Source organism: Pelagibacterium xiamenense (assembly GCF_021166475.1).
GTDB lineage: Bacteria > Pseudomonadota > Alphaproteobacteria > Rhizobiales > Devosiaceae > Pelagibacterium > Pelagibacterium xiamenense.
In genome coordinates this window covers 97,688-121,972 of the sequence record NZ_JAJOYS010000004.1, presented here as the reverse complement: position 1 = coordinate 121,972, position 24,285 = coordinate 97,688, and the positions used below count along the sequence as shown (strand labels likewise).

Annotated in this window: 25 protein-coding genes and 1 pseudogene; 18 read left to right on the top strand and 8 right to left on the bottom strand. The window is 62.6% G+C overall.

All coding sequences use genetic code 11. The features are described 5' to 3' along the window. Nucleotides 1–234: 234 nt before the first annotated feature. On the top strand, nt 235–1,950 hold the full coding sequence (locus LSG43_RS15785; protein ID WP_231806195.1) for an ABC transporter ATP-binding protein: 1,716 nt from the start codon (nt 235–237) through the stop codon (nt 1,948–1,950). Here LSG43_RS15785 and LSG43_RS15780 read toward each other — a convergent pair. Continuing rightward, complete coding sequence (locus tag LSG43_RS15780; protein WP_231805979.1) at nt 1,947–3,266, bottom strand: NAD(P)H-dependent oxidoreductase; 1,320 nt, start codon at nt 3,264–3,266, stop codon at nt 1,947–1,949. The two genes, LSG43_RS15785 and LSG43_RS15780, sit on opposite strands and share 4 nt — an antisense overlap. A 139-nt stretch (nt 3,267–3,405) precedes the next feature. Between LSG43_RS15780 and LSG43_RS15775 the strand changes: the two genes are divergently transcribed. From LSG43_RS15775 to LSG43_RS15755, 5 genes are all read left to right on the top strand, one after another. Further along, entirely contained in the window at nt 3,406–4,452 is a 1,047-nt protein-coding gene (locus LSG43_RS15775) for an enoyl-CoA hydratase/isomerase family protein (RefSeq protein WP_231805977.1), read from the top strand. Between the two features lie 111 nt (nt 4,453–4,563). Then, nucleotides 4,564–4,854 (top strand): STAS domain-containing protein, encoded by a 291-nt coding sequence (locus LSG43_RS15770; RefSeq protein ID WP_231805975.1) that lies wholly within the window; start codon nt 4,564–4,566, stop codon nt 4,852–4,854. Nucleotides 4,855–4,857: 3 nt separating this feature from the next. After that, nucleotides 4,858–5,223 (top strand): response regulator, encoded by a 366-nt coding sequence (locus LSG43_RS15765; protein ID WP_231806193.1) that lies wholly within the window; start codon nt 4,858–4,860, stop codon nt 5,221–5,223. Nucleotides 5,224–5,269: 46 nt separating this feature from the next. Continuing rightward, nucleotides 5,270–7,492: a chemotaxis protein CheA gene (locus LSG43_RS15760; protein WP_231805973.1), complete on the top strand. Its 2,223-nt coding sequence runs from the start codon at nt 5,270–5,272 to the stop codon at nt 7,490–7,492. Nucleotides 7,493–7,547: 55 nt separating this feature from the next. Continuing rightward, nucleotides 7,548–8,036 (top strand): chemotaxis protein CheW, encoded by a 489-nt coding sequence (locus LSG43_RS15755; RefSeq protein ID WP_231805971.1) that lies wholly within the window; start codon nt 7,548–7,550, stop codon nt 8,034–8,036. Between the two features lie 126 nt (nt 8,037–8,162). Here LSG43_RS15755 and LSG43_RS15750 read toward each other — a convergent pair whose 3' ends face one another. Next, nucleotides 8,163–8,516, bottom strand: coding sequence for a hypothetical protein (locus LSG43_RS15750; RefSeq protein WP_231805969.1), 354 nt, complete (start codon nt 8,514–8,516; stop codon nt 8,163–8,165). A 282-nt stretch (nt 8,517–8,798) separates the two neighbouring features. On the opposite strand from LSG43_RS15750, the gene LSG43_RS15745 reads away from it, so the two are divergent. The 11 genes and pseudogenes from LSG43_RS15745 (at nt 8,799) to LSG43_RS15695 (ending at nt 19,648) form a co-directional block, all read left to right on the top strand. Further along, nucleotides 8,799–9,383: a hypothetical protein gene (locus tag LSG43_RS15745; protein ID WP_231805967.1), complete on the top strand. Its 585-nt coding sequence runs from the start codon at nt 8,799–8,801 to the stop codon at nt 9,381–9,383. A 1,241-nt stretch (nt 9,384–10,624) separates the two neighbouring features. Beyond that, nucleotides 10,625–11,101: pseudogene (locus tag LSG43_RS16695) on the top strand (methyl-accepting chemotaxis protein); the annotation flags it as partial. Then, nucleotides 11,077–11,937, top strand: coding sequence for a CheR family methyltransferase (locus LSG43_RS15735; protein WP_231805965.1), 861 nt, complete (start codon nt 11,077–11,079; stop codon nt 11,935–11,937). The pseudogene LSG43_RS16695 and the gene LSG43_RS15735, both read left to right, overlap by 25 nt. Then, nucleotides 11,934–12,980: a protein-glutamate methylesterase/protein-glutamine glutaminase gene (locus tag LSG43_RS15730; protein WP_231805963.1), complete on the top strand. Its 1,047-nt coding sequence runs from the start codon at nt 11,934–11,936 to the stop codon at nt 12,978–12,980. Before LSG43_RS15735 ends, LSG43_RS15730 begins: the two co-directional genes overlap by 4 nt. A 96-nt stretch (nt 12,981–13,076) precedes the next feature. Then, nucleotides 13,077–13,466 (top strand): response regulator, encoded by a 390-nt coding sequence (locus LSG43_RS15725; RefSeq protein WP_231805961.1) that lies wholly within the window; start codon nt 13,077–13,079, stop codon nt 13,464–13,466. A gap of 645 nt (nt 13,467–14,111) precedes the next feature. Further along, entirely contained in the window at nt 14,112–15,308 is a 1,197-nt protein-coding gene (locus tag LSG43_RS15720; RefSeq protein WP_231805959.1) for an ROK family transcriptional regulator, read from the top strand. An 88-nt stretch (nt 15,309–15,396) separates the two neighbouring features. Continuing rightward, entirely contained in the window at nt 15,397–15,759 is a 363-nt protein-coding gene (locus LSG43_RS15715; protein WP_231805957.1) for a methylglyoxal synthase, read from the top strand. Between the two features lie 114 nt (nt 15,760–15,873). Next, on the top strand, nt 15,874–16,659 hold the full coding sequence (locus tag LSG43_RS15710) for an ABC transporter ATP-binding protein (RefSeq protein WP_231805955.1): 786 nt from the start codon (nt 15,874–15,876) through the stop codon (nt 16,657–16,659). Next, nucleotides 16,656–17,360, top strand: a complete 705-nt coding sequence (locus LSG43_RS15705; protein ID WP_231805953.1) for an ABC transporter ATP-binding protein — start codon at nt 16,656–16,658, stop codon at nt 17,358–17,360. Before LSG43_RS15710 ends, LSG43_RS15705 begins: the two co-directional genes overlap by 4 nt. Nucleotides 17,361–17,363: 3 nt before the next feature. Then, the gene (locus LSG43_RS15700; RefSeq protein WP_231805951.1) at nt 17,364–18,368 is read left to right on the top strand and encodes a branched-chain amino acid ABC transporter permease; all 1,005 of its coding nucleotides are present in this window, start codon (nt 17,364–17,366) and stop codon (nt 18,366–18,368) included. Further along, entirely contained in the window at nt 18,365–19,648 is a 1,284-nt protein-coding gene (locus tag LSG43_RS15695; protein ID WP_231805949.1) for a branched-chain amino acid ABC transporter permease, read from the top strand. The genes LSG43_RS15700 and LSG43_RS15695 overlap by 4 nt, the downstream gene beginning before the upstream one ends. On the opposite strand, the gene LSG43_RS15690 is transcribed toward LSG43_RS15695, so the two are convergent. Continuing rightward, nucleotides 19,645–19,887, bottom strand: coding sequence for a sulfurtransferase TusA family protein (locus LSG43_RS15690; RefSeq protein WP_231805947.1), 243 nt, complete (start codon nt 19,885–19,887; stop codon nt 19,645–19,647). The two genes, LSG43_RS15695 and LSG43_RS15690, sit on opposite strands and share 4 nt — an antisense overlap. 199 nt (nt 19,888–20,086) lie before the next feature. Beyond that, complete coding sequence (locus LSG43_RS15685) at nt 20,087–20,569, bottom strand: CAP domain-containing protein (RefSeq protein ID WP_231805945.1); 483 nt, start codon at nt 20,567–20,569, stop codon at nt 20,087–20,089. A 246-nt stretch (nt 20,570–20,815) separates the two neighbouring features. Between LSG43_RS15685 and LSG43_RS15680 the strand changes: the two genes are divergently transcribed. Further along, a complete protein-coding gene (locus LSG43_RS15680) occupies nt 20,816–21,082 on the top strand; it encodes a hypothetical protein (RefSeq protein ID WP_231805944.1) in 267 nt (88 codons plus the stop codon). 3 nt (nt 21,083–21,085) lie between these two features. Here LSG43_RS15680 and LSG43_RS15675 read toward each other — a convergent pair whose 3' ends face one another. From LSG43_RS15675 to LSG43_RS15660, 4 genes are all read right to left on the bottom strand, one after another. After that, entirely contained in the window at nt 21,086–21,493 is a 408-nt protein-coding gene (locus LSG43_RS15675) for a hypothetical protein (protein WP_231805942.1), read from the bottom strand. Nucleotides 21,494–21,585: 92 nt separating this feature from the next. Next, the gene (gene fumC, locus LSG43_RS15670) at nt 21,586–22,989 is read right to left on the bottom strand and encodes a class II fumarate hydratase (protein ID WP_231805940.1); all 1,404 of its coding nucleotides are present in this window, start codon (nt 22,987–22,989) and stop codon (nt 21,586–21,588) included. A gap of 223 nt (nt 22,990–23,212) precedes the next feature. Further along, nucleotides 23,213–23,395: a 50S ribosomal protein L32 gene (gene rpmF, locus LSG43_RS15665; protein WP_231805938.1), complete on the bottom strand. Its 183-nt coding sequence runs from the start codon at nt 23,393–23,395 to the stop codon at nt 23,213–23,215. A 146-nt stretch (nt 23,396–23,541) separates the two neighbouring features. Continuing rightward, a complete protein-coding gene (locus tag LSG43_RS15660) occupies nt 23,542–24,282 on the bottom strand; it encodes a transglycosylase domain-containing protein (RefSeq protein WP_231805936.1) in 741 nt (246 codons plus the stop codon). Nucleotides 24,283–24,285: the final 3 nt, after the last annotated feature.

Below are 24,285 nucleotides of genomic sequence, written 5' to 3'. Positions count from 1 at the left end.
GGAAATGCGAAGCAAGCTGACCGATCGCAAAAAGTTATCCGATAACTTCCTCATTCGGCTGGAATTAACTTGATGTTGACACTCAAGTAATTTCGGGACCATGGTCTCGCGGACTTCGGGATTGGGCCGGTATGCCATCGGGTTGCTCCCAACTCCGAACCGGCGCAAAAGGCGCCAGATCCGATCTCCGGGACCATATACATGACCACCGCCAGCCCACCTGCCGACCCCTCCCTGCTGCGCCGTTTCTTTTCGTATTACGCGCCGTATCGGGGGCTGTTTTTCCTCGATTTCGGCTGCGCGGTGCTTGCGGGCCTATTGGAGCTGGGCTTTCCGGTCGTCGTCCAGCTTTATGTCGACCGGCTGCTGCCGGGCCAGAACTGGACGCTGATCCTGGGCGCGGCGGCCGGGCTTCTCGTTGTCTATCTCATCAATGCGGGGCTGCTCTCGGTGGTCAACTATTGGGGCCACGCGCTCGGGGTCGGTATGGAGACCGACATGCGGCGCCAGGCGTTCGACCACCTGCACAAGCTCTCCTTCCGCTATTTCGACAACAAGAAGACCGGGCATCTGATCACGCATGTGACCAAGGACCTCGAGGAGGTGGGCGAAATCGCCCATCACGGGCCAGAGGACATGTTCATCGCGATCATGACCTTTGTCGGCGCCTTTATCATCATGGCGCTGATGAATTTGAAGCTCGCAGCGTTGACGCTGGTTCTGGTCCCCATCGCCTCGTTCGTCGTCTGGAAGTACGGCAGCGCCATGACGGCGACCTGGAAGGCGCTTTATGGACGGGTTGGGGATTTCAACGCCCGCATCGAGGAGAGCATCGGTGGGGTCCGCGCGGTCCGCGCATTCGCCAATGAGCGCCACGAGCGGCGCCTTTTCGAGGGCGATAACCAGAACTACCGGCGCACCAAGCTCGCCGCCTACAGGATCATGACCGCGTCGATCTCGATCTCGTATCTCTCCAAAAGCCTCGTGCAGCTTCTTGTCATGCTCGCGGGCACGGCACTCGTTATCTATGGCGAAATGAGCTATGGCGAATTCGTCGGCTTCCTCTTGCTGATCAACGTGCTGTTCCGCCCCATCGACAAGATCATCAGCGTCATCGAGACCTATCCCAAGGGTATCGCGGGGTTCAAACGCTTCTGCGAGTTGATCGATACCGAGCCCGATATCGTCGACCGGCCGGACGCGCAGACGGTATCGGGGCTTAAGGGCGAAATCGACTTTTGTGATGTCGGGTTCGGTTACGACAACGGCCGCAAGGTGCTCGAAAACGTCAATCTCAGGATCGCCCCGGGCGAGACGGTTGCGCTGGTCGGCCCGTCGGGTGCGGGCAAGACGACGCTGTGTTCTCTGCTGCCGCGGTTCTATGAGATCGAGACCGGCGCGATCACCATAGACGGCATCGATATACGCGATATGACGCAGGACAGCCTGCGCAACCAGATCGGCATCGTGCAGCAGGACGTTTTCATGTTCGGCACCTCGATCCGCGACAACATCGCCTATGGGCGGTTGGGGGCAACCGACGCGGAGATCATGGACGCGGCGCGGCGGGCGCAGTTCGACAAGGTCATCGCCGACATGCCTGAAGGGCTCGATACGGTCGTCGGCGAGCGCGGGGTCAAGCTTTCGGGCGGGCAGAAGCAGCGGCTTGCGATTGCGCGGATCTTTTTAAAGAACCCGCCGATCCTGATCCTCGACGAGGCCACCTCGGCGCTCGATACGGCGACCGAGCAGGAAATCCAGCGCGCGCTCACCGAGCTGAGCGAAGGCCGGACGACGCTTGTTATCGCCCACCGGCTTGCGACCATCCGCAATGCGGACCGGATCGTCGTGATCAGCGGCTCGGGGATCGCCGAAGAGGGTAGCCACGGCGCGCTGCTCGACCATGGCGGGCTCTATGCGCAACTGCACAGGGCGCAGTTCGGAAGCTAGACGAGCCCGAACATTTGGTCCTGTTTCTGCCGCAGGGCAAAGAGCTTGGTGGTGACGTCCGGCGTCGCGTTGGCGGAGGTGAAGAGGTCGCCCTTTTTGACCGGCGCGGTCGTCCGGCCGCCCTCGAGCAACCCGACCGGAATTGCGTTGGCCCTGCGCGCGTCCCCGATGGTCATCGCAAACGAGCGGTAACAAGTCTCTCCGATAGCGTCGAGCGGCGTACCTTCGGGCAGGTCTCGCTTGGCGACGGCGCAGACTTCGGCGACCGGACTAGGGAGCGGGACCATATCGGGTTTGCCGTAGAGCATGATGCGCGCCGCGGTGAGCGGCACCTCGAGGCTCGTGAGATGATAAGGGCGAAAGAAGCCGTAATAGGGCCCCACGCCCACATGCAGGTCGTCCATGCGCTCGATGATGCGTGGGTGGTGCGCCTTGGCGATGACGAAGACGCCGGGCGCGACGCCCTTGCCGACGGTGTAGTCGACGACGCCGGATTTTTCGAGCACGCCGCCATCGGCCCTGGGGATGAGGACCTTTGCGAGCGAATCGCGGTCGGCCTTTGGTCCGTGCATGCCCGGAATGTCGGGCACCAGCCCGGTCGCGTTGGCGATGGCGGTCATTTCGACCATGGTTTTGGAGCCGTCAACGAACTCGACCAGCATGCGCGGGTTCATGTTCCGCCGCTCGGCTTCTTCGCGGTAGTCGTCGGGGACGGCGTCGTAGTTCAGGGGGTTGTTCTTGCCCTTGCCGGCGGAGACGATCTCGAGGCCCAGCGCGGAGACGAATTCGATGAGCTCCATGCATGAGGACGGCTCGTCTCCGGCCCCCACCGAATAGACGACGCCCAGCCGGTCGGCTTCCTTTTTGAGGTAAGGGCCGATGGTCACGTCCGCCTCGACATTCATCATGACGAGATGCTTGCCGTGCTCCATGCCGAGAAGATCGAAGTCCGCGCCAACGCCCGGCTTGCCGGTTGCGTCGATGATAACGTCGACTTCCGGTGCGGTGACCATCAGCGCGGTATCGGAGGTTACCGCGATCTTGCCCATGTCGATCGCTGCGCTCATGGCGGTGCGGCTGTCAACCTCGCGACCCATGCCGGCGCCTTCGCCATAGGCGATGTCCATGGCGGCGAGCGCGGTTTGCGGGCGGCGGGTGGCGATGGCAGCGATCTCGATGCCGTTCATCAGCATCACCTGGGTGACGAGATCGGTGCCCATTTCCCCCGAACCGATAATGCCGAGCCGGATCGGCTTGCCGGTTTCCGCCCTTGCCTCGAGGTCGCGGGCGATGCCGGTTTTGGAGATTGCGGTCACGTTCTGTCTCGTTCCAATGAGTATTTGCCGCCTACCTAGTCCATTTTGCGCGCCAAGCAAAACCCTTCCCGCTGCCGCTTGAAAGACAATTGCGGATCAAGGCACTATCGCGGCGAACATGGTTTTGAAAGGGCAGTCCATGAGCGAAACCGACGAGGTGCTGATTTCGGTTAGCGGCGCAGCCGGGATCATAACGCTCAATCGCCCCAAAGCGATCAACGCTCTTAATGCGTCGATGATCGAGGCGATCCTGGCCGCGCTTGCCGCGTGGGCGCACGATAGCACCATCCGCCTTGTTCTGATCGAAGGCGCAGGGGAAAAGGGGCTCTGCGCCGGGGGTGACGTGCGGGCGGTGCGGGAGGCGGTTCTGGCGGGTCAATCCGAGGCGGCGCTCGGTTTTTTTGCGCGCGAATACGAAATGAACCGGATGATTGCGCGGTTCGAAAAGCCCATCGTGGCGCTTCAGACCGGGGTCGTCATGGGCGGCGGGATCGGGGTATCCGCGCATGGCCGGTTCCGCATCGCAACGGCATCGAGCAAATTCGCCATGCCCGAGGGCGCGATCGGCCTGTTTCCCGACGTGGGGGTCAACGCGGTGCTCGCGGAGGCGCCCGAACCGCGTGCAATGGCTTTTCTCCTGAGCGGGGTGACCGTCGGTGCTGCGGATGCGATTGCGCTGGGGTTGGCCGATGCGATGGTCGATCAAGAGCGGCTCTCCGGCATCCGCGACCGAATCATCGATGCTGCGAGGGCCGGTGAGCCCGATACCCAGATCGTGGCCATCATCCAGGCCGAAACGCTCGAGGCCGGCCCGGCGCAGTTCTGTGCCACGGCCGATGCGCTAGCCGAAGCTTTCACAGGCGATACGGTGCCGCAGATCATAAGCGCGCTCCACCATTGCGCAGACGAGGGCGTCGAGGGGGCGTTGCCGCTTGTCACAAAGATGGAAGGGCACGCGCCGACCAGCCTTGCGGTGGCGCTCATGGCCCACCGCCGCACGCGCCGCGACCCGTCCATCGAGGCGGTTCTCAAGCGCGATCTGGCGCTGGCGCGGTGGATGGCGGTGCGGCCGGATTTCGCCGAGGGTGTGCGCGCCTTGCTCATCGACAAGGACCGGACCCCGGCCTGGACGCCGGCGGATCACGCGGCGGTGGACCTGACGGAAATCGCCGCGCTGCTCGATTGATCCGGCAAAGTGAATAAAGCGCGTGCGGGCCCTGTTATGGTTAGGGATTCTTAAACGCTTGATGGACAAAACTGCGGCAACCGAAAGCGGGTGTCAGGGAGCCGTCCATCCATGCCGAAGTCGCAAGCCCAGTCTGTGGAGTTGCCGCGGATTGTCGATCTTGATGCGCTGGACGAGATTCGCGAGACCCTGCTCGGCGCGCTCCAGGCGGGGCCCGTCGATATCGATGCGCAGGCGGTCGACCGGGTTTCCACCAATGCGCTCTTCATGCTCCTGAGCGCGGCGGAGACCGCCAAGCAGGCCAAGTTCACCTTCACGATAAGCAGGGCCAGCGACGTCATGCGCGCCTCCATCGAAAAGCTCGGGCTCAACGACAATTTTGCGCCCGTCCTGAAAGGATAAGCCATCACCATGCGCGTGCTCACTGTTGATGATTCCCGCACCATCCTCGCCATGCTTCACCACACCCTCACCAATGCAGGGTTCGAGGTGCTGCAGGCTGAGAACGGCCAGCTCGGGCTCGACGTCCTCGCCCGCGAAGAGGTCGATGTGGTCATCACCGACATCAACATGCCGGTGATGGACGGCATCGAGTTCATCAAGAACGTGCGGGCAACGGGTAAGCATCAGAGCCTGCCCATTCTGATCCTCACCACCGAGACCAGTCAGGACAAGCGCGACCAGGGCCGCGCCGCCGGCGGGACGGGATGGATCGTCAAGCCGTTCGATCCTGAAAAGCTCATCAGCGTGATCAACAAGGTCGTGCATTAAAGGCCTAACCACCACATGAACCCATCCCTTCGCGCAGGCATCCCAAATGAGTGACCTCGACGAATTCAAGGCAACATATTTCGATGAGTGCTCGGAACTGCTGCTCGAGCTCGAGGAGCAATTCGCTGCGATCGAAGAGGGCGATCGCGACAGCGAGCGGCTCAATGCCGTGTTCCGCGCGATCCATTCGATCAAGGGGGGCGGCGGCGCGTTCGGGTTCGACGGGCTGGTCAAATTCGCGCACAGCTTCGAAACGCTCTTGGACTATGTCCGGGACGGCAGGGTGGAGTTGACCGAAGAGGTCGTGACGCTCTGCATCCGTTCGGTCGACATCGTGGCGGATTTCGTCAATGCCGCGCGCAATGGCGATACCCTGCCTGCCGAGTACGGCGCGAGCGAGAAGGCGAGCTTTGACGCCCTGGCCAGGGGTGAAGCGGCCGAGACCGAGGCCGGCGCCGGCGAGAGCGATGAAGACTCGATGGACGAGTTCGACATCGATTTTACCCCCGTTTCCGTCGATCTGAGTGCGGACAAGCCGTTGTCGGACTTGCCGGTCTCACCGGACGGCGAATCGAGCTGGCTGATTACGTTTACCCCGTTCCCGACGCTCTACGAGCGCGCCAACGACCCGCTGCTGCTGTTCCGCGAGCTTGCGCTTTTGGGATCGATCGAGGTGACCGCCACGCTCGGCGGCCTGCCGACGCTCGACCAGTTCGATCCGTTCGGCGTTTATTGCAGCTGGACCATCGCGCTGACCTCCGACAAGGCGAGCGAAGAGGCGATCCGCGAGGTATTCGAGTTCGTCGACGGGGACTGCGAGATCACGGTCGAAAAGCAGGCCGGCGCGCCGGCTGCCGAGATTACCGAACCAGACGATCTGCCGAGTTTTGCCGACCTTGCCGAGGAGGCGAAGGCCGAGCGCAAATTCGTCCCCACCGGCGAGCCAGACGCGGACAGCGCGCCCGCAGCTCCGGCGGCACCTGCCGCCGATGTCGGTGCACCGACGCCAGTCCGGCCGGTGACACCTGCTGCCGCCAATGGCGTTTCGTCAGCGGCGGCCAGCGAGGAGGCCAATGGCGGGCGCGCGGTCGGCATGCAGTCGATCCGCGTCGATCTCGACAAGGTCGACCGCGTGGTCAACATGGTGGGCGAACTGGTCATAACCCAGTCCATGCTCACCCAGCAGATGGACGACGCCATCCGCGACCGCTACCAGGAACTCGTGCGCGGCATCGAAGTGCTCGCGCAGACCACACGCGGGTTGCAGGACGCGGTGATGGCGATCCGCGCGCAGCCGGTCAAATCGGTCTTCTCGCGCATGCCGCGGCTTGTGCGCGAACTCGCGGCCAAGACCGGCAAGAAAATCAAGCTCGAAACCATCGGCGAGAACACCGAAATCGACAAGACGGTGATCGAGCAGCTTTCCGACCCGCTCACCCATATGGTGCGCAATTCGGCAGATCACGGCATTGAGGGGCTGGAGAACCGGCTTGCCTCGGGCAAACCGGAGACCGGCACGATCCGGCTTTCGGCCGAGCAGGCGGGCGGCAACATCCTGATTGTCGTCGAGGACGACGGGCAGGGCATCAACCGCGAGCGCGTGCTTGAGATCGGCCGCGAGCGCGGCATTGTCGGCCCGGATCAGCAATTGACCGACGAGCAGATCGACAACCTCATTTTCGCGCCGGGCTTCTCGACCGCCTCGGAAATCTCGGACATTTCCGGCCGCGGCGTGGGCATGGACGTGGTGCTTTCCAACATCAAGAAGATCGGCGGCTCGGTGCATGTGCGCTCGTGGCCGGGCAAGGGCACGCGCATGACGCTGAGGCTGCCGCTGACGCTCGCCGTGCTCGACGTGATGCTGGTCAAGGTCGCAGGGTCACCTTACGTCATTCCGCTCTCCTCGATCGTCGAAACGATCCAGAATTCGCGCGCCGATTTCGGGCACATGCCCTCGGGCGGCAAGGTGTTGCAGGTGCGCGGGGAATACGTTCAGGTGGTCGATCTTGCACGACGTTTCGAGATGGTGACCGACCAGACCGACGACAACCGGTTCGTGGTTCTGTGCGAGGCGGAAGGCAATTCAAAGGTCGCGCTCGTTGTCGACGACATCATCGGCCAGCAGCAGGTCGTCATCAAATCGCTCGAGGAGAATTTCGAGCGCATCAACGGCATCGCGGGCGGCACAATTCTGGGCGACGGTAACGTTGCGTTGATTGTTGATGTGCAAAGCTTGAAGACAGGACATGCCCATCAGAATGCGGCCTAGGGGCTCGGACGCGGGTTTTCGCGCGAGCGGGCAGGCCTTTTAAGGAGGTTCGGTGATGGAAGCGCTCGATATGCGTGAAGACTATCAGGACAATTCGGCCGCCGCGAGCCAGAACTCGCTGCAGCTCATCGCTTTCTCGATCGACGAGCAGATCTACGGCGTCGAGATCACGACCGTCCGCGAGATCCGCGCCTGGAACGGCGCCACGCCGCTGCCCAACACCCGCGAATACGTACGCGGCGTCATCAACCTGCGCGGCACCATCGTCCCGATCTTCGACCTGCGTGCCCGCTTCGGCGACGGCAAGACCAACCCCACCAAGAACCACGTCGTGGTGGTGATGAGCGTCGGGGAAAAGTGGATCGGCATCCTGGTGGATGCGGTTTCCGACATTCTCACGGTTTCGAAAGACGATATCCATGCCGTGCCGGAGGGCAACGCCAACGACACCGAGCTCCTGAACGGCATCGTTACCCACGATAGCCGCATGGTGGGGCTCATCGACCTGCATGCCGTCGTCGCGGGTGCCAAGGAAGACGCCTAGCCCCTCGACTTTCTTTTCAGGAAGAATTCGACCCCCGCCCGTGCGAACGTGGCGGGGGTTTTCATTGCCGCATATGAAAAGGGCGCCTCATGGGCGCCTTTCGGATTCGGAGCAGACCAGCTCAGGTCAGAAGAATTCGACCTCGCCCGAATTGGTGCGGGCGGCAATGCCGGACAGCGCGTCGTCACGCAGTTCGTCGAGCGTCAGCGTTGACCAGACATCCTCACTCGCCGCCTTGTCGGTATGTTCCTGCAGCTCGGCGAGCTTGCGGGCGGCTTCGGCCATGTTGCGGCAGCGCTGCTCGATGCGGTCCTGCATCTGGAGGGCGACGACGATCTGGCGAATGGCGGTGGAGCGGGCGGTGTTGCAGTCGATGGTGGTGTCGCCCAACGTCAAGAGACTGGCGGTGATGCCATCGACCATCTCCGCGGTCTGACGCGCGGTTTCTTCCAGTTCCCTGGCCAGTTTCGGCAGCCCCATGCAATTCTCTCCTGAATACGCGTGTGCGGATATTAACCTTGAAAATCTAAATCGTTACTTGCCTCAGGCACGATCCTCAAACCCTTCCCCTGTTAGGGTTAGCGGAGCGTAAAAATGGAACGCTTCAGCGTGCGATTGTGGCTTGCAATACGTGTCGCCCAGGGGGGTGCACATAACGGCGGCGGATTAACACAAAGAAAATGAGTTTAGGCTCAACTTGGCCTTCGAGCCATTAAGGTAAACAGCGAAAGCTGGAAGAAACGAGACAGGGAACGAAGGTTTATGGCGGTTGCCTCATTGCCCGCGGATTTCTCGCGCGGGGTCGTCACCACGGTTCATCAGGGCGACTGCCTGGTTTCGAAAGAGAGCGACGTCACGTTTTCGACAGTGCTGGGATCGTGCATCAGCGCCTGCGTGCGCGACCGCGCGGCGCAAGTGGGGGGTATGAACCACTTCCTGCTGGCGACGCAATCGGGCTCGGCGCGCGACACCTACGGCGAATCGGCGCGCTATGGCGCGTTCGCCATGGAGCAGCTCATCAACATGGTGCTCACCAAGGGCACGGGTAAAAAGGCCAATCTCGAATTCAAGGTGTTCGGCGGCGGCAACATCCACGCGGGCATGAACGATGTGGGGCTCAAGAACATCGAATTCATCCGCGCCTTCCTGCTCGATGAAGGCTATACGATTGCAAGCGAAGACCTGGGCGGCAGCTATGCGCGCCGCGTGATGTTCAAACCCCAGTCGGGGCGGGCCTTCGTCAAGCGTCTCGACAGCACCGACAATGCGCGCCTGGTGCGCGAGGAACTCGCGATCGCAAGCAGGCAGAAGGTCAAGCCTGTCGAGGACGATATCGAACTCTTCTAGGGGCGCTCGCACGGGTCTTAGCAAAACCTTACCGGGGACGGTGCGCGATCACAAAGCGTTAACCATAACCGGCCTAGTGTGGCGCCATGCTCGCGCCAATATATCCGGCGCGCCGGGGGCGGTAGATGTCCCGGACGCGCCTTGCCGTTATTGCCGTTCTCGTCTGGCTGGCCGTGGAGACCTGCGCCCTTGCGCTCTGGGCGGTCTTCGGGCCGGGCCTATGGACGCTTTCGGGCATCGGTGCCGCAACATTGCTTGGTATCGGATGCACGCTCTGGCTTGCGGCACGTGCCGAGGCGCGGCACCGCAAGGGACTGTCCGCGCTCGGGGAGGCCGTCGGCTCGGGGCCGATCGGCAGCGCCAGGGAGCTCGACCACGTCCAGGCGATCGCCGCCAATCTTTGTGCCCGGCTCGAGCGGGCGCTGACCTACAAGGCCGGGTTCGAAGCGCTCGAACGCTTCGCGTTGATTGCCGATGCCGAGGGCAAGGTGGTCAAGGCAACCGCCGGCCTTGCGCTGGCCGCCGGGAGCGTCACGGACGCACGTGTGCTTCTGGGGGCGGGGCAGGTGTTCGGCGATGCGCCGTCCGAAACCGAAGTCCGTCTTTGCGATCGCGTCTACCGCGCGCGTACCGTGCCGCTTGCGGGTGCGCGCTGGCTCGTCGAGTTCGACCGGCCGGGCGCGGTTATGGCTAGGGACGACCTAGCCGCTTTCACCGATGCGTTGACCGGCGGGCAGACCGGCTTCCGGTTCGCGCGTGAGCGGCTCGACGCCAACCCCGATCTCGCGCCGCTCAACACTGCGCTCGCCACGCTCGACGACAGCGTCACCGCAATCCGGACCCTCATCGAAACCGAGGGCCGCGCCGATGTGTTGCCGGCCAATACCGGGTTGGCCCGAGAGGTCAGGGCGCTGGCCACAGCGCTGTCCGAGGTCGCCGGAGAGCGCGATATGGAAGCGCAATTGCGGGCGCGCGAACAGCAAAAGCTCGCCGAGGTGGGGCGGCTCGTCGAATTGTGCGCGCACCGTGCGGATGCGCTGATGCAATCCGCCGACGCCGCGCGGACCTCCGCCGATGCCGCGCGCGACGCGCTGGTGAAAAGCAGCGGCGCGGCGTCCGCCCTGTTCGCGAACGGCGGCAAGACCCGCACGGTGTCGGAGCAGGCCGGCGCAGCGGCGCGTACGGGCCTTGAGCGTCTTGCCCAGGCGCAGGCATTGTCCGAGCAGATCGATACGCTCATGGGCGGGATAGAGGACATTTCGTTCCGCACCAATCTCCTGGCCCTGAACGCCGCGGTCGAGGCTGCGCGGGCGGGCGAGAAGGGTGCGGGCTTTGCAGTGGTCGCTGCCGAGGTGCGCGAGCTTGCCCAGGCGAGCGCCCGGGCGAGCAAGGAGATCCGGGCGCTCATCAAAAAAGGGCTCGAGAGCGCCGAAGCCGATACCGCCCAGGCCGAATCACTGGCGCGGTTGCTCGACGATATCGATGCGCATTTACTGAATTTAAGTGATGAAACGCAGATGATCGGAACCGCGCTGGGGACGGGTGCCGAGGCGGTCGAGGCGGCACTTGCCGAAATCACCGCCCTTGAGGGCCAGGCCGGGGACCAGCGCGACGCGCTGGCACGGGCCAGCGGCACGACAATGGCAAACGCGCGGGACGAAGGCGCCTTCGCGGAACAGGAGACGGGTCGGGGATGGACAACGGCGAAATCGCGCTGAGTGAGAAGGAATTTTCGCGCATTCGGGCGCGGGTCTACAAGATCGCGGGGATTTCGCTTTCGGACGCCAAGCGCACGCTTGTGGTGTCGCGGCTGTCGAAAATCCTGCGGCGGCTCGGGCTCAAGAGCTTCGACAGCTACGTCGATTATCTGGAAGCTTCCGGAACGGAGGCGGACAATCAGGAATTCGTCAACGCGTTAACGACCAATCTCACGCGGTTTTACCGTGAGGACCACCATTTCGAGCATCTCGTGACGCACATACGCGGGGTGGTGGCGCGCAAACCGCGGCTCAACGCGCGGGGGCAGCCGCGGCTGCGGATCTGGTCGGCGGGCTGCTCGACGGGTCAGGAGCCCTATACGATCGGGCTGTGTCTGACCGACGCGATCCCTGAACTCAAGCGCTGGGATTTCAAGATTCTGGCCACCGACATCGATTCGAGCGTCGTTGCCAAGGCCGCGGCCGGGGTCTATCCCGCCAACGAGCTTTCCGGACTTTCCGCCCAGCGCACAGCGCTTTTTGAGCGCGGCGCCGACGGTACGGTGCGCATCCCGGCGCCGGTCAAATCGCTCATGACGTTCAAGGTGCTCAACCTCATGGCACCGCTGCCCTTCAAGGGACCGTTCGACGCGATCTTCTGCCGGAACGTCGCGATCTATTTCGACAAACCTACCCAGGGGCAGATGTTCGACAAGCTCGGCAAGGTGCTCGCCCCGGACGGCTTTCTCTATATCGGTCATTCGGAAAACCTGCAGGCGGTTTCCAATGGCTTCAGGCTGGTGGGCAAGACGATCTATCAGCTCAAGGCCAATTCCAGCGCAAAGGACGCAGCATGATTAAGGTTCTCGTCGTCGACGACTCGGCGCTGATCCGGGAGGTCCTCAGCAAGACGCTGGCGCAGGACGGCGATATTCAGGTGGTCGGCACCGCACACGATCCGCTCGATGCGCGCGACAAGATCAAGGCCCTCAATCCCGATGTCGTCACTCTCGATATCGAAATGCCCAATATGAACGGGCTGGCGTTCCTGCAAAAGATCATGCGGCTGCGGCCCATGCCGGTTGTGATGGTGTCGACGCTGACCAAGAAGGGCGCGAGCGAAACCATGCTGGCGCTCGAGCTGGGAGCCGTCGATTTCGTCGCCAAGCCCGGGGCCGAGCTCGATGGCGGGATCGACGCGTTCGGCGCGACCTTGCGCGAAAAGGTCCGGCATGCGGCGGCGAGCGACGTGCGGGCGCACACCACCGTGCGGGCCAGCCCCCCTGACATGCCCATCAAGACGGCCGCCGCGCCGTCCGGGGCGCTCATTGCCATCGGTGCGTCGACAGGCGGTGTCGAGGCGATCCGCCAGGTGCTTTCGGCCTTTCCCAGGGATTGTCCACCCATCGTCATCGCCCAGCACATGCCCAAGGGGTTCACCACGCGGTTCGCGGCGCGGCTCAACGATCTGGTGCCGGTCACGGTCGTCGAGGCGACCGACCGGCTCGCGCTCGAACCGGGCACGGCCTATGTCGCGCCGGGCGACTATCATTTGAGGATCGAAAAGACCTCGGGGCAGCTCAAGTGCCGCGTCACCCAGGACGAGGCGACGTCGGGGCATCGGCCCAGCGTCGACGTTCTGTTCGCCTCGGTCGCCAAGGTCGTGGGGCCGATGGCCGTCGGGGCCATCCTGACCGGCATGGGTCGGGATGGCGCCAACGGGCTCAAGGCCATGCGCGAGGCGGGGGCATTCACGATGGGGCAGGCCAAAGGGTCGGCCTTGATCTACGGAATGCCCAAAGTCGCCGCCGAGATCGGCGCGGTGGTCGAGGAAGCCCCGGTGGAAAAGATCGCGGCTCGCCTCGTGCAGGCACTCATGCGCCTCAAGTCGGCGGCCTAAATCACCTTGGTTGAGAGTATGGTAACCGTTCGTGCCTAATCTCGCCGTTTGATATCACCCCCGGAGGGACGCCCGGGTTCACAAGCTGGGGAACCAATGCCTAAGGCCAGTGCAGTCAGCGTTTTGATCGTGGATGACCAGCAGTCGATGCGGGGCATCTGTAAGTACATTCTCACGCAGTTGGGCTTTAAGGACATCGTCGAGGCAAAGTCCGGCCGCGATGCGCTCACCAAGCTCGAGAAGACCAATGTCGATCTGATTATTTCGGACTGGAACATGGAGGATGTGGACGGACTGACCCTTCTGAAGGTCATCCGCAAGCATCCGCGCACGCAGGGCATGCCGTTCATCATGGCAACCGGGCGTTCGGACAAGGAACAGGTCAAGGAAGCCATCGAGTGCGGGGTCAACAACTACATCATCAAGCCGTTCGATGCGGCGACGATGAAAAAGCGCATCGAGGCGGTGATCGGCGCGCTGTCCTGACACGCTCGCCGGCCTCTTCCGATAGGCCGCTGCCCATAGCGGGCGGCGGCCTTTGCTTTTGTGCGGGCGAAACGCCATTCAAATCAGCGGCTTGGCCCGAACTTATCTCCGTCCCAAAAACCTGACGTATTCTCCTGCATACGGACCCGCTTTTATGGGCGCAGGCGCAACGAACGTTTGGGCGGGGCCGGTCCGGGTCCGATGGGAGTCGTCCCAGCGGAGGCCCAAACGTCACCAGAGCCGGTCGTCGCGCTGCGACGGCGTACTGGCGAAAGCCAGCGGGGATTGACCCCAGCCTGTAAGATGGGCGGACAAGCCAAAAACCCCGGATGTATGCGGCGAGGCGTGCCTCGCTCTAAATCTACTCAGTATGGGGCAACGTCTCGCCGCATACCGTCCACATCAGAAACCCCGATGCTGGGAGGCAGTCGGGTGCTTCCACGCGCCGTCAGGCTTAAGGACGACTGGCGGCTTGCACCCGCGGTAAAAAAACCAGTGAAAAATTGTCCACTTTCGGCAAATACCGGTTGCGCTGCAATTGCCCTAGTCAAATTTGTTTGCAATAAATAACACATAGTGACCATTGGACGCTGGCCACTCGTCCAGGGTCGCTCGGGTATTTGGGGTATTCAGCGCGGTTGCGGCATGAACGAACAATCTCCGTATATTCCAACCTTTGTAGACCGGGGCGGCTCGCAGTCGGATCTGCGGCGGTTTAACGAGCGGGTGGTTCTTTCCGCGCTGCGCCGCTATCCGGGGCTATTCAACGCGGAATTGTCCCGACGCACAGGGCTCGCGGCGCAGACGATTTCGGTTATCCTGCGATCGCTCGAAGAGCAGCGGCTCATCCGTCGCGGGGAGGTGCTGCGCGGCCGGCGCGGCCAGCCGGCGACACCGATCTATCTCAATCCGCAGGGCGCATACGCGTTTGGCTGTTCGCTGGGCTGGCGGCAGTTCGACCTCGTCTTGTGCGATCTTGAAGGCAAGATCGTTGTCGAGGAAAGCTGGCAATATGCCTTTCCCGATCCCGACGAGATGCTTGAGCAGATCGTCCAGAGCGTCGACCGGTTTCTTGATCGACTGCCTTCCAAAGCGCGCAACAGGGCGTTGCGCTTCGGGTTGGCGCTGCCGTCGGTGGGCGTCGGCGAGGAGGGCGTAAAGGGTGTGCCCGAAGAGGTTGCAGCGGCTTGGCGCGCGCACGACGCCGCCGACGCGCTGAGCCTGCGGCTGGGGATGCCGGTGCGCGAGATCGGCGACGGTGCGGCGGCGTGTGGCGCGGAGAACCGGCAGATCATGGCCGCACACTGTGCCGATTTCGGGTATCTGCATCTCGGCCATACGCTGAGTGGCGGCGTCGTGCTTGGCGGGCGCCTGTTCACCGGTCGGGACGGCAAGGCTCCGGATCTCGGCGCCATGGTGATTTGTACGCGGGACGGCCCGCACGCCCGGGCGACGGATGTCGCGGGGTCGGGAGAACTCGAGGCGCAGCTCGGTGCCGCAGGTGTCGAGGTTCCTCTGAGCATCGGGCGGGACTGGGAGTGGCAAAACGCCGGCGTGGCGCTTGAAAACTGGATCGAGGACGCAGGACATGCCCTCGCGCAAGTCGTTCATAACGTCCAGTCGGTCCTCGATTGCGGGACCTTCGTTATCGACGGCACGCTGCCGGCATCGCTTATCAAGGCCGTCATTGCGCAGACCGAAGTGGCCATGGTCGATCATCCGGCACCGCCGGGCGGTCCCGTCCGGCTTATCCAGGGCCAGTTGGGCGCGTCGGCTGCGGCCATGGGTGCGGCGGACCTCGTGCTGTTTGAAACCTTCTTTGCATACGATCCGCAGGGCTAGGGCCCAAGGAACGCTTGGCAAGTCGTGCCCGGCACGTGCATAAGGGCGCGGATGCCCCGGGCTGTTCTTGCGCAAAGGAAAGGCTTCAATGAAGCGGATCGGACTTGTCGCCCACGATGAAATGAAGGACGAAATGGTCGCTTTTGCCCAAACGCATCGGGACCGGTTGGGCGCATTTACGCTTTTCGGCACCGGCACGACAGGCGGTCGCGTTTCCGAGGGCACCGGGCTTTCGGTCACGCTGCTCAAAAGCGGCCCGCGCGGCGGCGATGCGCAATTGGGCGCGATGATCTGCGAAGGCCAACTCGACGCCCTCATCTTCTTCGTCGATCCCTTGACGGCGCTGCCTCATGATGTCGACGTCAAGGCGCTGGTCAGGCTTGCGACGCTTTACGACATCCCCCTGGCGGTCAACCGCTCCACAGCGGAAGCGGTCCTCGCGTCGCTTTGATGACGCTTACGTGTTGACCGGACGCGCCGCTTATGAACAGATGCCGCGGATTTTTCGGCGAAAGTGCCGGAATCGTTTGAATCTGCGACTATTGTAAACGAGGTTTGGGGCACGGTGTCATTTGACGCGGTAATCGACGTCCGTAACGTATCGAAGCGTTTTGGCGGCCTTTCTGCGGTGAACAACTGTTCGCTCGAAGTCGAGCGCGGTTCGATCACCGGGCTGATCGGTCCGAACGGCGCGGGCAAGTCCACACTGTTCAATATGGTGGCGGGCAATTTCGCGCCCTCGAGCGGCAAGATCATCTTCAACGGTCAGGATGTGACCGGCATGCGGCCGCACGCGCTGTTCGCGCTCGGTATGCTGCGGACCTTCCAGATCGCGCACGAATTCTCCAACATGACGGCGCTCGAAAATCTGATGATGGTGCCGCCCGAGCAGCCGGGCGAGAACCTCAACGCGCTCTGGTTCCAGCCGGCGCGGGTCGCAAAGCGCGAAGCCGAAGTGCGGCAGAAGGCGCTCGAGGTCATCGACTTCCTCAAGCTCGGCCATGTGCGCAACGAACTGGCCGGAAATCTCTCGGGCGGGCAGAAAAAGCTCCTCGAACTCGGCCGCACCATGATGGTCGACGCGCAGGTGGTGCTGCTCGACGAGGTGGCGGCGGGCGTCAACAAGACCCTTCTGAACGATCTGGCAGGCAATATCGAGCGTATGAACAAGGAATTGGGGTACACCTTTTTCGTCATCGAACACGATATGGACCTGATCGCGCGGCTTTGCGATCCGGTCATCGTGATGGCGCAGGGCGAGGTCATCGCCAAGGGCACGATGGAGGAATTGCGCGCCAATCCGGCGATCGTCGAAGCGTATTTCGGCGGGCCGGTGGAGGCCGTGCAATGAGCCTTGTCGAACTGCGGGATGTGACCGCCGGCTATGGCGGCGCGCCGATTCTCAATGGCGTCAACATCGAGATCGACGCCAGCGATATCGGCGTCATCGTGGGGCCGAACGGTGCGGGAAAGTCCACGACCCTCAAGGCCATTTTCGGGCTTTTGACCGTCACGAGCGGGACGGTGACGTTCGCGGATAAAAACATCACCAATTCCGACGCCGACAGGCTGGTGCCGCTGGGGCTTTCGTTCGTCCCGCAGGAGCACAACGTTTTCACTTCGATGAGCGTGCACGAAAACCTCGAAATGGGCGCGTTCATCCGGCGCGACGACATCTCGGATACGCTCGATGAGGTCTACGAGATGTTTCCGGACCTCAAGGCCAAACGGCGCCAGCACGCCGGCGAGCTCTCGGGCGGTCAGCGGCAGATGGTGGCGATGGGGCGGGCGCTCATGAGCAAGCCCAAGCTTCTCATGCTCGACGAGCCGTCGGCCGGCCTGAGCCCGCGCTACATGATGGAAATTTTCGAACAAGTGGTCAAAATCAACGCCAGGGGCGTGGGGATATTGATGGTGGAACAGAATGCGCGCCAGGCGCTCGGGTTCGCCACCAAGGGGTTCGTTCTTGCCAACGGGCAAAACCGGTTCACCGGCACGGGGCAGCAATTGCTCGACGACCCCGATGTCGCCAAAAGCTTTCTTGGGGGCTAGGCGATGAACGATTTCATTTTCTTTTTCAATCAGGTGATCATCGGCGGGGCCGTGCTGGGCTCGATCTATGCACTCGGCGCGATCGGGGTCACGCTGATTTTCGGGATCCTGCGGTTTGCCCATTTCGCCCATGGCGACATGATGACCATGGGTGCGTTCTTCGCGTTCGTGCTCGCGGGGCTCTTTGCGGGCATGGGCATTGTCACCCCGGTGCCAACGGGCTTTCTCGTGCTACCGATCGCCATGGTGATCGCCGCGGCCGCCGCGGTGGGAATCGACAAGGGCTTTTATGCCCCGCTGAGGGCGCGCGGCGCACGCCCGGTGACGCTTCTGATCGCTTCTATCGGCGTCACGATGATGATCCAGGGCCTGATCCGGCTCTTTTTCGGGGTTGAGACCCGGACATTCTTTGCGACCGAACCCAAGGGGCTCATCCGGATCGAGCTGCCGTTCGAAGGTGTCACGCGGCCGATATCGTTTACCGAGCCGCAGGTCTACCTGATCGTTCTCACCCTCATTGCGGTTGTGGCGCTGCATGTCTTCCTGACGCGCTCGCGGTTGGGCAAGGGCATGCGCGCGATGGCGGACAATCCGGACCTCGCACAGGTTTCGGGTATCAATACCCGCCTCGTTGTAAGGGTGACGTGGATCATCGCCGGCGGGCTCGCGTGCATGGCGGGCACGATGCTGGCGCTCGACGTGACGCTCAAGCCCGATCTTGCCTTCAACATCATTCTGCCGATCTTTGCGGCGGCGATCGTGGGCGGGCTCGGGCAGGCCTACGGCGCCATTGCCGGCGGCTTCCTCATCGGGTTTGCCGAAACGCTTGCCGTCTTCAACTGGTCGGTGCTCTTGCGGCCGTTCCGCGACAGCCTGCCAGAATGGTTTGAGATCCCGGGTTCGCTCTCGCTCGTGCAGTCCGAATACAAGCTTACGGTGGCGTTCATCATCCTGGTCGTCGTTCTGCTCGTGCGGCCCACGGGTATCTTCAAGGGAGCCTCGACATGACGCAGCGTTATCTCGTGGCCTTTGGCGGGCTCTTCGTCCTTATCATCGGCGTCGGTATGCTGATGGGGGCGCCCTTCACCGTGCGGCTGATGGTCGAGGCGTTCGCATTCGCGCTGATCGCCATGGGCCTCAACATCCAATGGGGTTTCGGGGGGCTCTTCAATTTCGGCATTCTGGGCATGCTGATGGTGGGCGGGTTCGCTGTCACCTTCATTTCCTATCCGATCAATCCGGATTTCTGGGGCTCCGGCGGTCCCGCAATGCTGGGACGCACGCTGATCGCGGCGGCGATCGGCGCGGTACTTATCGTCATGGCCCATCGGGTCCAGCGGCTCGGGATCACCGGCAAATGGCGCGCAACGGTGATCGTTATCGCCTGGTTTGTCGCCTACATCATTTTCCGCAGCCAGATGGACCCGGCGGCGCGCCTGATCATCTCGGAAGCCGGATGGGTCGGCGGGCTGGGGCTGCCGGTTGTCTTGGGCTGGGCTTTCGGCGGCGTGCTCGCCGCGATCGTTGCGTTCTTTGTGGGCAAGGTCAGTCTGGGGCTGCGCACGGACTATCTTGCAATCGCGACGATCGGCATCGCAGAGATCCTGCGGGCCGTCATCAAGAACGTCGAGTGGCTCACGCGCGGCACACTGACGGTCTCGCCCATTCCCTGGCCGGTGCCCGATCCGCTCGCGTTCCAGGCCATGGGGGCAACGCCGGTCGAAAGCTTCATCTACGCGCGCGCGGGGTACCTGGCGCTCGTTGTAGCCGTCGTCGCTCTGGCGCTCTGGCTCATCCATCGCGCCTATATGGGGCCGTGGGGGCGTATGATGCGTGCGATCCGCGACAATCACATCGCCGCGGGTTCGATGGGGAAAGACGTCAAGGGCCGCCAGCTTGAGATCTTCGTGTTCGGGTCGGTGCTGATGGGTATCGGAGGGGCGATTCTCGTGTCGTTCGTCCAGATCTTCGATCCCTCGAGCTATCAGCCGATCCATCATACGTTTCTCATCTGGGTGATGCTCATCGTGGGGGGATCCGGCAATAATTTCGGCGCACTCTTCGGCGGGCTGTTCATCTACATCATCTGGATTCTCTCGGAACCGTTGGCGCAGGCACTCTTCATGGTGACGAGCGGATTCTCCGAAGATATGGGCTGGGGCGCCATTCCGGATATCGAAGCACGGTCGGTGCAGATGCGCGTATTCGTTCTGGGGCTCGTTATTTCGATCGCGTTGCGGTTTGCGCCCCGCGGGCTCCTGCCGGAGGTTATCAAGCGGCACGACTAGGTCGTGCCGCTCCCCTCTTGACCCCGTTTGGTCACGGTGAACGCAACGGCGCCCTCCGCGGGCTCGATCGCGCAGGCGTGGCCGTTCTTCGTGCAAAAAAGCGGAATATCGATCTTGGCGACCGGGTCGGTCGCAAGGATCGTTACCGTCGCGGCGGGCGCGGCCTGGTCGAGCCATTTTTCGAGCTTGAGCACCGGCAGGGGGCAGCGCAGGCCGCGCGCGTCGATTTGTGCGGTCATCAGGGGAGGCAAGGTTTTGCTTGCTTGGTGGAAGCCATAACCGGTTCTTAGCACAAAGGCGGAAAATAGACGCCTGCGCCGAAGAAAATTTTCTTCGGCGTGCCTAGAATCTTTGCGATTGAGCGGTGACCGCGGGGTGGGTCCATCAAGCACCGCGAAAGCCGGATCATCCCGCCTCAGGGGTAACGCCGGGGCTCGACTAGGACGCGAGCAGCACGACCCAATGGGCGCCGTAGGCCGAGTTGGGGTCGTAGACGACTGCGAGGCCTGCGCGTCGTGCCGACGGTGCAGCCAGCGCATCGGCATCGGGTGGGCTTGAGCGCCAGCCCGAGAAGGTTTCCGCAAAATTGAGGTACCCTGCGCTCAGCCGCATCACGGTGACGCCTTCGGGCGTTGCCGGTGGCGTGCCACTGCTCGCGTAGGCCTGGGCGACCGCCTGGGCCTGCGCATCCAGCGTTGCGTCGCCCGCAAGCGGCTGTGCGCCGCGGGTAGCGCGGTACTGGTTGAGGATATTGAGCGCGGCGGCCCGGTCCATCTGCGCGCCGGGCCGGTCGATGGTGGCGGTGAGCCCCTGTGGCAGGCCGATAGTGGTGCCGCCGGGTGAACAGGCCGCCAGTGCGACCACCAGCAGTGCGGCGGCGGTCAAAAGGGCGGGGCGGAAGGATAGGCTGGCGAAAGTCATTGTCCGGTCCGTTGGTTTGATCGGTTGCCCGCCGTGATAGTGTCGCAAAGCCGCAAAATTGCGGCGTCTTTCCTAATGGAATCTTAATGCGAGAGCAGCAGCGTCGTTAACCATCCGGCGTCGATCACGGGGATTTCGTTAACATCCCGTATACACTTGGCACGCCGATTGCCACTTTGTACGCAGGGCGTCCAAGTTTCCGTGCCAAACCGGGACAGCGCCCTAAAGTGAGACAGAGTCAGGCGCATGCGTAACGGCGACAGTGAAAAGCGTATCATTTCGGCACACAATCTACCGATCGCGATTGAGCGGCCGGCGCCGCGGCCTTCGCTCGTGCGCATTTCGACCCAGTCGGCCTTTGCAGCCCAGCTGATCGCAACGCGGGACGGCATGCCCGTCCAGCGCGCCAGGCGCCGCGCTAGCGACGGCGAAGCGAACTCGGCGTATCGGCTCACTGACACGCTTGACGTCAAGCGTGTACCCGCAGGTTACCGCAAGACGCTTAGCGCCTGATTTTTATTGCTCCAGTCCACCGAACTGCACGTCGCGAGCCGCTGCGCGGATCGAGACCGTGAAACCGGCGATCACGTCGATGAGCGCCATCACCATCAGGATGAAGAAGGCTGATGTGCCGCAGAAGGGCACGAGCAGGAATTCGATCAGGCAGATGATAAAGACCGCCGTCGAGAGCATGTGGTCAATCACCGAGGCGTTGCCGAAGCGTGTAGCCTTGAGGATTTCCCCAAAGAGCAGCACAAGCGAGACGATGATGAAAACATCGGCGCTCGAGATGGGCCAGGTCGCGCCGGATACCAGGGGGATCGAGGCAATCTCGCCCGTCCAGCCGGACCCGTCGCCGAAAGCGAAAAGTCCGATGAGGTTGTAAACAATCAGCGGCAGGGCCAGGAGCGGCGGGATGAACATCGGGTGCGTTTCCCTTCTCATGCATGGGTGCCGCCAGATTGCCTTAAGCGAGAACAAATCGCCAGCGCCCAATCGGGGCGCTGGCGTATTCGCTATTTCGCCGAGGGCAGCGGGCCGACCATCTTTTCGGGGCGCACCTCGGCATCGAACTCTTCGCCGGTCAAAAGCCCCAGATTGATCGCTTCCTCGCGCAGCGTCGTGGCGTTCTTGTGCGCGGTCTTGGCGATCTTGGCGGCGTTGTCGTAGCCGATCTTGCGGTTGAGCGCTGTCACCAGCATCAGGGAGTTCTCAAGGTGCTCCTTGATGCGCGGGCGGTTGGGTTCGAGGCCGACGGCGCAATTGTCGTTGAACGAGGTCGCCGCATCGGCCAGCAGGCGCACCGACTGGATGAAATTATAGGCGATGACGGGCTTGAAGACGTTGAGCTCGAAATTACCCTGGCTTGCCGCGAACCCGATGGTGGCGTCATTGCCCATCACCTGGGCGACGACCATGGTCATGGCTTCGGACTGGGTCGGGTTGACCTTGCCCGGCATGATCGAGGAGCCGGGTTCGTTCTCGGGGATGGTGATTTCGCCAAGGCCAGAGCGTGGGCCTGACGCGAGCCAGCGCACGTCGTTGGCGACCTTCATGAAAGCCGCCGCGAGCTGCTTGAGCGCTCCAGAGGCGCCGACGAACGCGTCGTGGCCGGCAAGGACAGCGAATTTGTTGGGGGCTGTGACGAACTCGTGTCCGGAAAGCCTGGAGATCTCCTCGGCGACGGTCTTCGCGTATTCGGGATGGGTGTTGAGCCCGGTGCCGACAGCAGTGCCGCCGAGCGCGAGTTCGCGCAGTTGCGGGAGCGTGGCTTCGACGGCCGCGAGCGCGTGGTCGATCTGGGCGACCCAGCCGGAGATTTCCTGGCCAAGCGTGAGGGGCGTCGCGTCCTGGAGGTGGGTGCGGCCGATCTTGACCACGTCCATGAATTCCTTGGACTTGGCCTCAAGGGTGTCGCGCAGGCGCTTGACCTTGGGAAAGAGCGTTTCAACGACGATGGTTACGGCCGCGATGTGCATGGCGGTAGGGTAGGTGTCGTTGGACGACTGGCTCATATTGACGTGGTCGTTGGGGTGCACGGGCTTTTTGGAACCCATCTCGCCGCCAGCCATTTCGATGGCGCGGTTGGAGATCACCTCGTTGACGTTCATGTTCGATTGGGTGCCCGAACCGGTTTGCCAGACGACGAGGGGGAAGTGGTCGTCGAGTTTGCCGGCGATCACCTCATCGGCTGCGGATACGATGAGGTCGCGGGTCGCTTCTTCCATCAGCCCGAGCTCGGCGTTGGTTATGGCGGCAGCCTTTTTGAGAATGCCGAAGGCGTGGACGATCTCGAGCGGCATCTTCTCGCCGCCGATATCGAAATTCATCAGCGAACGGGCGGTCTGGGCGCCGTAATACTTGTCGGAGGGAACCTCGATGGGGCCCATCGAGTCGGTTTCAGTCCGTGTCGTCATCATGTCCTCCAGGCAAAGGCTTTGGCATTCTCGCTTCTGATCGAGTAGCGAGAATCCTCCAAGGTTTTGTTTTGTCGCGTTTTCGAACCGGAAAAGTGGCTTTCACCCGAAAAACGCTCCAGCAGGCAAAATAAAAGGCCAGCCCCGAATGTCAGGACTGGCCGTAAAGCTTTAATTCGAGCGCGGCAATGACGCTTTGGTCTAGTCGCGTGCCGCGAGGAGCGGATTATTCGCCCTTGGGCTCGAGAATCTGACGGCCGCGATACATACCGGTCTTAAGATCGATATGGTGCGGGCGGCGCAGCTCGCCGCTGTCCTTGTCTTCGACATAGGCCTTTGCCTTGAGCGCATCCGCCGACCGGCGGAAGCCGCGCTTCATCGGCGTAACCTTCCTCTTGGGCACTGCCATTTTCGTTACTCCATCTCGGTCGGCTCGGGGCCTCGTGGCAATACGCTGTTGCCGCGCCGGGCACGCCAAACCGTCAATTCGTGTTCGGATCGTGGCGCTCTATACCGGATCGGCGCGGGTTTGGCTAGAGGCCGAAAGCCCAAAAATTACAGTTCGGGGGCGCCATCGAACACGCAGCTTGCATGACCGGAGAATTGCTGCGCGCGCGCCTGGACAATTCCGGCAACCCGCCGCAGGCCTGCCGATGGATTTGCCGGGGTGCGCAGATGCGGATTGGGGAGGGTGACGGCGAGGAGGCTCGCGCGGTCCCAGGTGAAATTCTCCGCCGTCGTGCCGAAGGCACGCTGTGCGCCAGCCTCGACCCCGAAGGTGCCGTCGGGCCCCCATTCGGCGATATTGAGATAAATCTCCATGATCCGGCGCTTGGGCAGGATCAGGTCGATATAGACCGCGAGCGGGATTTCGAGGGCTTTGCGGATCAGCGAGCGGTCGTTCCACAAGAAGAGGTTCCGAGCGACCTGCATGGTGATGGTAGAGGCGCCCCGGACGGGTTCGCCGGCGAAATAGTCTTCGATTTCGGCCCTGAGTGCCGCGACATCGATCCCCAGGTGGCGGCAGAACTGGCCATCCTCGGAAAGGATCACCGATGTCTTGAGCCGGTCGGAAATCTCGTCGATGCCGCGCCATTGCCGGTCGACCGGTTGAAGCGTCAGGTAGCGCGAGAGCATGAGGGTCGAAACCGGCGGAACGACCCAATAGAGCGGCACGAGCAGGAGCGGAATCGCGAGGACAAGGGCAAGCGCCGCGGCCGGCCATTTCAGCCAGCGCCAGATCCCTCCCTTGCGTTTGGATTTTTCCGCCACGCGATCATTCCCAATCGTCGTCATGGA